Genomic DNA, 5,862 nt, shown 5'->3' on the forward strand with positions numbered 1-5,862 from the left:
TAACCCTGCCGCCGTCTTGCGCTTGCCAGTGCCTCAAGAGCCTCCGCTGCGTCAGTCTCGGTAGGGAATTCGGTTGCCATCTCCTGCCCGCGTGTCCCTACCCTTCCCCAGCAGCAGACTAGGCGCACCGTCCCGAACAGATCTTTCTCGATCATCAGGGAATAGAAGCGCCGCTGCCCACTCGGGTCCATCCGATGCAAGGCTAGATGATGCTTGATCGGGGATCGGAATTCGTCATGCACAGCGCGGATATTCCCGCAGCTACCCTGCTAGGCGCTTCCACCACGGACGAGCGTCCAACGCGGCGCGCTCTGCTAGCTTCGTCCGTAAGTCCGTAACAGCCTGTTCAATTTCAGCCGTTCGACGGGCGTCCGACGCCCGTTCATCCATGATGGTGTCCAAGCGCGATTGAAGCCGGTCTGCTCGAGTCCGTTCGGCTTCTGCCCTCCCCCGCTCTTCATCAGCGCGGGCGCGCTCCCGTTCGGTCATGGCTTCAGCCTTCGCGACCATTTCTTTCAGTGTCGCGATATGGGCGTCTAGAGCTGCAAGGATGCGTTCGTCGGACGCCTGTTCATCAGGTGTTGGACGGTCGTCATCCGGTTGCTCCTTGGGCTTCCTCGGAGTGCTTGAAGCACGCACGTCTTCAACATCTACGAGAACTTGCGCCTTCCCATCATTCGCAGTCTGGCGGCGAAGCCGCAGACGAATCGCCTTCTGTCGCGCGGCTTCAGCCGACACGCCAAGACGTTCGCCTAACTCGCTGTAGGTCAACCATTCTTCGGCCATATGGACACCCGTTGAACACCCGATGGACGGGCGCTCTACACTGGGCAGATTGTGGTTAAAGAACCGTTCAACGGGTGTCCGACGCCCGGGCAACGGGCGTTCGATCACTGATCGTTAACAGGTCTGATACCAAGCTGAGAGTGGGTCTTGTTGACCCCTGCCACGTTGGCGGGGCAGCATGGCCGCGGCTTGCAACTGATTTGCGAGTCGGAAAATGAAAAACCCGCCGGGTTAGGGCGGGCTCATCTGGCCGGAGCCAGGAAGATCATCGATTGGCGTCATGACCTTCCCAAAGCTCCAGCGCTTCGTCAAGTCAGAACATCATTTCTGGCAACGATAGCGGCTTGCCTGATGTGTCCCCTTCCTGACGGGTCCAACCCGAGGAAGAACGCATGCTTGCAGTTCAGCCGCGGCTCCCGCTTGTCGTGCCGTTGCCGGTGCGTTCGCGAAGAGTTCGCAGACCGTTCACGCCGATTTGCAGATCTGGTGTCTATCGGCTCCCCAAAGGTGTACAAGAGCGCCTCACAGCCTCTCTAGCGTCTTACCGCAATCGAGATGCCGCCTTTGCCCTAGCGACCTTTCTGGCGCGGTTCTGGAGCGCTCCAGGGCGCGTGTCCGAGGCCTTCCATATCGACCGGCGGGCATTAGCCGAGCATGGCGAACTTGATCTGACGGAAAAGCGCATCCGCTCCGCTATCCGGGTCTTGGAGGAAGTTGGCTTCCTCGATCGCGCCGTCACGTCAGGTTCGCGCTACAAGCCAACCGAAGAGGGTCTGCGCCGCAAGCCAATCCGGTTTCAATTCGGCGGAGAGTACGCCCCCTTATTCATTGCGGCGAATAGAGGCGCTGCGGCGGCCCGTGAGCGGCTTTTTGCCTCTCGTCAGCCTCAGACACCAGTTAGCCGCCATCGGGCGTCTACGGGCTTCCTAGAGCCTTTTGCTAAAGGGCCCAAAAGCAAGAGCGAAGCGGAAAGGTCTGTGAATCTGGGCCCCTTAGTGAAAAGCGGCCTTCCTCCAGTGGCCTTTGAGCCTAACTCAAAACTCGAATCTGCCTTGGGGCGCCTGTTAGAAGGCATTCGGCATAGCCGAGGAGCTTCTGGCAATGGCACCGCGAAATGAGATTCTGAAGACAAGGGAAATAGCTTTATCGACCAAGCTTGGCCCTGTTCCTCTAAGGGCTTTCGCCCTACGTCATTGACGCACTACGCCGTTGACGTACTTCATCCTCGGTAAATGGTGGTGGCAATGCCTAAGAAGGAAGACGCTTTTGACCAATTGATTGCCAGCCTCGGCGAAGTGCTTGCGCTGACGGATGACGATCACCTCGACGGCGGTGTTAAGGCTCCATACGCCATTGACGTAGCCGCCATTCGGCAAAAGACGGGTCTTTCTCAAGCTGCCTTTGCGCTTCGGATCGGTGTCCCGCTTGGGACAATCCGCAACTGGGAGCAGGGACGACGATCGCCGCAGGGGCCCGCTCGGATCCTGCTGGCGCTATTGGATCGAAATCCGAGGATCGTCGAGGAGACATTAGGGGGCTGAGCGTTCGTGGTGTCCTTGGTAGACGCAAGGGACTTAAAATCCCTCGGGTTCGCGCTGGCGGAGCAACAGGCGCTCGGTGGAGCTGGCCAGGGTTGCGGAGCCGAGCGCCTGTTGCGGTGAAGGTGGTGCACCGCTGCCGCCCCGAGCACCGCCTATCCCGATTGGCCCACTACGCAGATTAACCTCGCAGGGGGGCCTCGCGCCCGCGTGTATATAACTACACGCGGGCGCGCATGCGAACATATTCTTGATTAAATATGCATTTAGTGACATGGCATCGAAACTAAAGGGAAAATTGGAATGTGTATTAAGCCTGGGCTGCACAGAAAAACCGGGTTTCTGTTGCCGTGTCACTAATATAACTCGCTCATGTGAGCTGAGCTTGCGACGGCGCCTCTATCGGCCGGTTTTGGCTGCACGGGTTTCCCGTTCGATTTCATCGCGCAGCCTCATCCTCCGGCACTAATGGCGCAACAGGCGCACAGTCCCGAATAGGTCCAGCTCGATCATGAGCGAATAGAAAAGCGCGACATCTCGACCATGCGGCGAGGTACGGCATCCCGGTCATGGAAAGCCGTGGGCTCGCGATGCCTTTTCACGAGGCGGCTTTTCCCACGCGCTAATTTGCGCAAGTGTTAGGCCTCCCCTGTCAACTGGGGTGCGTGAGATCAATATATTACAGGCTGGCAGGGGCATGGGGCTGTTTTTACGTATTTGGGTGCGGCTGTTCTCCAGAAGGCGCAGCAACGCCGTCGTCCCTAAGCCTGCCATCCCAGTTGCTTGGAGGCGGCCAGAGCCAAGCATCTTCTTGGAACCTCTCGCCGCCTCCCCTCAGGCGGAAACTGAGCTACGTGGTCCGTGCTGGGTGATTGATGGAGATACCATCGAGATCAACAGCGTTCGCATCCGACTTGCTGGGATCGATGCGCCCGAACTGGATCATCCTTGGGGTCAGCAGTCGAAGTGGGCCCTGGTTCAGTTGTGTAAGGGTCAGACAGTGACAGCTCGGATCAAGCCAGAGCTGTCATACGACCGAGTGGTTGCTGAGTGCTTTTTAGACGATGGTCGTGATCTTGCCGCCGAACTCGTCCGCCGCGGGTTGGCGCTAGACTGGGCGAAATTCTCGGGCGGCAAATATCGGCATATTGAACCATCCGGGGTACGTCGCAAACTCTGGCGGGCCCATGCGCGACAGCGAGGGGCCCTTGCCACCCAGTCCGATAGTCAGGGTTGAACGTTTCCGACAGGGCCAAGGCTGTTTTTCAGCGACCTCAATCGGAAAGATCTACATAGTATTGATGCGACCATCAGGCGGCCACAAGAGCCTGCTATTACTGAATAGGCGAGAGCGGACGCTCGAAACAGACCTGAATACGCTGCGAAACCTTCAAAACCGGTTCCATAATCGCGCTTATCGGAATTAGGGCCTCTGCCTGAACCAGTTGCGGATCGCAGCAACAGCGGCAAGACCAGCTGCTCCACCTACGATAAAGATGACCATCTCGGTCAGAATGTGCGTGGACACATCCCCCTCATAGGATGTGTCCCAAAAGGCGTGGACGTAATTGTGAACCACACCCACGAGCAGACCGAGCAACGCCCCGTAAAAGGCGAACTCTCTCGTACTCCAGCGTTGCTGCGGGTCAGGCCTGTTGCTCATGCCGCGAACGCTAGAGCCTGAACCGGCTTAACACCAGCTTAACCCTGAGCCGATCCCCCTAGGCTTCCCATAAGCAGCTTCCCCGCCATCAGCAGGCCCAATAAGACAGGCTAACGGAATGGCGAGGCTTTTATTCCTTAAAGACGCATGACCAAATGGTTCTATGGCAGAGCCGATGCCAGAGGCTAAGTTAGCCCAACAGGACTTCAATCCGGCAGCGTGCAGTGGCCCGAGGTCTTGGTTGAGCAGCCTGACGCTGCCGCAGTTCCAGAGGCCGCCAATGCGCTGCTACTTCCATCTTGTGAACAGTCACGAGACCGTGCCGGATGATACAGGCATTGAGGTCTTAGACTTGGCAACGGCGCACCGCTTCGCGCTTGAGGCCATTGACGAGATCCGAGACGAGGCGATCGGCGCTGGCGCGTCGTGGCAGGGCTGGCGGCTCAATGTGGTTTGCCCCGCAGGCAATGTCCTCTTGTCCATTCCGCTGGACTTGACCCTGCACTAGCCGCCGGACGGGAGTGTCAGGCGTTCTGGGCTAACGGCAGTTCTACCACCTGTGGCCTCACCATCTGTCGGACGACCTGAATGACCGTATTCGGCAGGTAAGGCTTGTTGAGGAAAGCCACCTCTTCGGGCAACTCTTCGGGGCCGGGGCGCTCTCGCCCTGACGTAATCACGATCCCGATCCCCGGCCATTGCTCCCGTACGGTTCGGGCCAGCGCAAACCCGTTTATCGAGCCGCGAGGCATCTCCACATCGCTGATGATGGCCTGAACATCGGGTCGGGCCTTGAGGACGGTCAAAGCCTCATCTGCATCCGCCGCCTCCAGCACCTTGAAGCCAGCCTCATCCATGAAGTCGGCAACGAAGATGCGCACGAGAGGCTCATCTTCAACAACAAGGACAACCATACGGTGTTCAGTGTCAGACATGCGGAACAATTACCAACGGCCAAGTAGGAGCCAACGACAGTTAGAGCGGCTTCGTTCCTACCTCTAGTGGCTGACTGTCACAGGTCGCAATACCCGCGCCGCCGCTTGGCCTGCGCGATGGCCTCCAACGCCGTTCCATAAATGGGCTTACGCGCAATTCGCGTTCAGATATGGCGAAGGCCTCGGAAGATCCGAGGCCTTGCCCGTGGGGAGCGACGAGCAGCCTCGGGAGTCCAAGCGCCGTGCTCGACCATCACAGGCTTTGATTTTGCGCTTGGTACCCAGTGGCGTCAACGACACTCGCCCAAGGCTGAACCATTCGTCAAAATGGGGTTACGCGAAATTCGCGGTTGCGTCCTATATCTGGAGCATTCCCTGCGCTCCACCAAAAGGCCGCCCTATGCGCATCTTCATGTTCACCTCTCAAGCCAAGGAAGACCTTCATGCTTTCGCAGGTGACGAGGAAGGCAGCAAGCTTCCGGTCAAGTATGGTCCCTGGGGTCGGACTGGCACTCTCAGCTCCCGTCAAGCGCCTCCGCACAACTTCTCGCGTCAGGCCATTGAACAGGCGATCCAGAAGGAAGGTTTTCAGCTCTGGCGCATGAAGCCAAAGGGCTGAACGCCTCCGGCCCCAAGTCTGCATAAGCTCATTCCATAAACGGCCTTATCGGAATCCGATTACAGGTCCTGATAACCCTGCCGCCGTCTTGCGCTTGCCAGTGCCTCAAGAGCCTCCGCTGCGTCAGTCTCGGTAGGGAATTCGGTTGCCATCTCCTGCCCGCGTGTCCCTACCCTTCCCCAGCAGCAGACTAGGCGCACCGTCCCGAACAGATCTTTCTCGATCATCAGGGAATAGAAGCGCCGCTGCCCACTCGGGTCCATCCGATGCAAGGCTAGATGATGCTTGATCGGGGATCGGAATTCGTCATGCACAGCGCGG

General features: G+C 58.4%; 10 protein-coding genes. 5 read left to right on the forward strand and 5 right to left on the reverse strand.

Annotated elements, in window-relative coordinates; translation table 11 throughout:
* Together ACXJKO_RS29115 and ACXJKO_RS29120 are read right to left on the reverse strand one after the other, a co-directional pair.
* A partial coding sequence (locus ACXJKO_RS29115; RefSeq protein WP_457094516.1) for a WGR domain-containing protein occupies positions 1 to 242 on the reverse strand: 242 nt, incomplete at its 3' end.
* Positions 243 to 261: 19 nt separating this feature from the next.
* Positions 262 to 786, reverse strand: coding sequence for a hypothetical protein (locus ACXJKO_RS29120; protein WP_457094517.1), 525 nt, complete (start codon positions 784 to 786; stop codon positions 262 to 264).
* Between the two features lie 611 nt (positions 787 to 1,397).
* On the opposite strand from ACXJKO_RS29120, the gene ACXJKO_RS29125 reads away from it, so the two are divergent.
* The 3 genes from ACXJKO_RS29125 to ACXJKO_RS29135 all read left to right on the forward strand — a co-directional run bounded on the left by ACXJKO_RS29125 (position 1,398) and on the right by ACXJKO_RS29135 (position 3,561).
* Positions 1,398 to 1,904, forward strand: coding sequence for a hypothetical protein (locus tag ACXJKO_RS29125; protein ID WP_457094518.1), 507 nt, complete (start codon positions 1,398 to 1,400; stop codon positions 1,902 to 1,904).
* A gap of 114 nt (positions 1,905 to 2,018) precedes the next feature.
* Positions 2,019 to 2,327 (forward strand): helix-turn-helix domain-containing protein, encoded by a 309-nt coding sequence (locus ACXJKO_RS29130; protein WP_457094519.1) that lies wholly within the window; start codon positions 2,019 to 2,021, stop codon positions 2,325 to 2,327.
* A 694-nt stretch (positions 2,328 to 3,021) separates the two neighbouring features.
* Complete coding sequence (locus tag ACXJKO_RS29135; RefSeq protein WP_457094520.1) at positions 3,022 to 3,561, forward strand: thermonuclease family protein; 540 nt, start codon at positions 3,022 to 3,024, stop codon at positions 3,559 to 3,561.
* A 186-nt stretch (positions 3,562 to 3,747) separates the two neighbouring features.
* On the opposite strand, the gene ACXJKO_RS29140 is transcribed toward ACXJKO_RS29135, so the two are convergent.
* Complete coding sequence (locus ACXJKO_RS29140) at positions 3,748 to 3,987, reverse strand: hypothetical protein (protein ID WP_457094521.1); 240 nt, start codon at positions 3,985 to 3,987, stop codon at positions 3,748 to 3,750.
* A 241-nt stretch (positions 3,988 to 4,228) separates the two neighbouring features.
* Here ACXJKO_RS29140 and ACXJKO_RS29145 point away from each other — a divergent pair, with 241 nt between their 5' ends.
* Positions 4,229 to 4,495: a DUF6894 family protein gene (locus ACXJKO_RS29145; protein WP_457094522.1), complete on the forward strand. Its 267-nt coding sequence runs from the start codon at positions 4,229 to 4,231 to the stop codon at positions 4,493 to 4,495.
* 16 nt (positions 4,496 to 4,511) lie between these two features.
* Here ACXJKO_RS29145 and ACXJKO_RS29150 read toward each other — a convergent pair whose 3' ends face one another.
* Positions 4,512 to 4,922: a response regulator gene (locus ACXJKO_RS29150; RefSeq protein ID WP_457094523.1), complete on the reverse strand. Its 411-nt coding sequence runs from the start codon at positions 4,920 to 4,922 to the stop codon at positions 4,512 to 4,514.
* 412 nt (positions 4,923 to 5,334) lie between these two features.
* Between ACXJKO_RS29150 and ACXJKO_RS29155 the strand changes: the two genes are divergently transcribed.
* Positions 5,335 to 5,541: a hypothetical protein gene (locus ACXJKO_RS29155; RefSeq protein ID WP_457094524.1), complete on the forward strand. Its 207-nt coding sequence runs from the start codon at positions 5,335 to 5,337 to the stop codon at positions 5,539 to 5,541.
* A gap of 59 nt (positions 5,542 to 5,600) precedes the next feature.
* Here the strand turns inward: ACXJKO_RS29155 and ACXJKO_RS29160 are convergent.
* Positions 5,601 to 5,862, reverse strand: a 262-nt coding sequence (locus ACXJKO_RS29160) for a WGR domain-containing protein (RefSeq protein WP_457094525.1), incomplete at its 5' end; no start/stop codon positions are given.

Source organism: Microvirga sp. P5_D2, from assembly GCF_054049475.1.

What these genes read in the sequence shown, in the direction of transcription:
- ACXJKO_RS29150 (WP_457094523.1), bottom strand. Translation starts at nt 4,922, where the DNA reads ATGTCTGACACTGAACACCGTATGGTTGTCCTTGTTGTTGAAGATGAG.
- ACXJKO_RS29135 (WP_457094520.1), top strand. Translation starts at nt 3,022, where the DNA reads ATGGGGCTGTTTTTACGTATTTGGGTGCGGCTGTTCTCCAGAAGGCGC.
- ACXJKO_RS29140 (WP_457094521.1), bottom strand. Translation starts at nt 3,987, where the DNA reads ATGAGCAACAGGCCTGACCCGCAGCAACGCTGGAGTACGAGAGAGTTC.
- ACXJKO_RS29155 (WP_457094524.1), top strand. Translation starts at nt 5,335, where the DNA reads ATGTTCACCTCTCAAGCCAAGGAAGACCTTCATGCTTTCGCAGGTGAC.
- ACXJKO_RS29120 (WP_457094517.1), bottom strand. Translation starts at nt 786, where the DNA reads ATGGCCGAAGAATGGTTGACCTACAGCGAGTTAGGCGAACGTCTTGGC.
- ACXJKO_RS29130 (WP_457094519.1), top strand. Translation starts at nt 2,019, where the DNA reads ATGGTGGTGGCAATGCCTAAGAAGGAAGACGCTTTTGACCAATTGATT.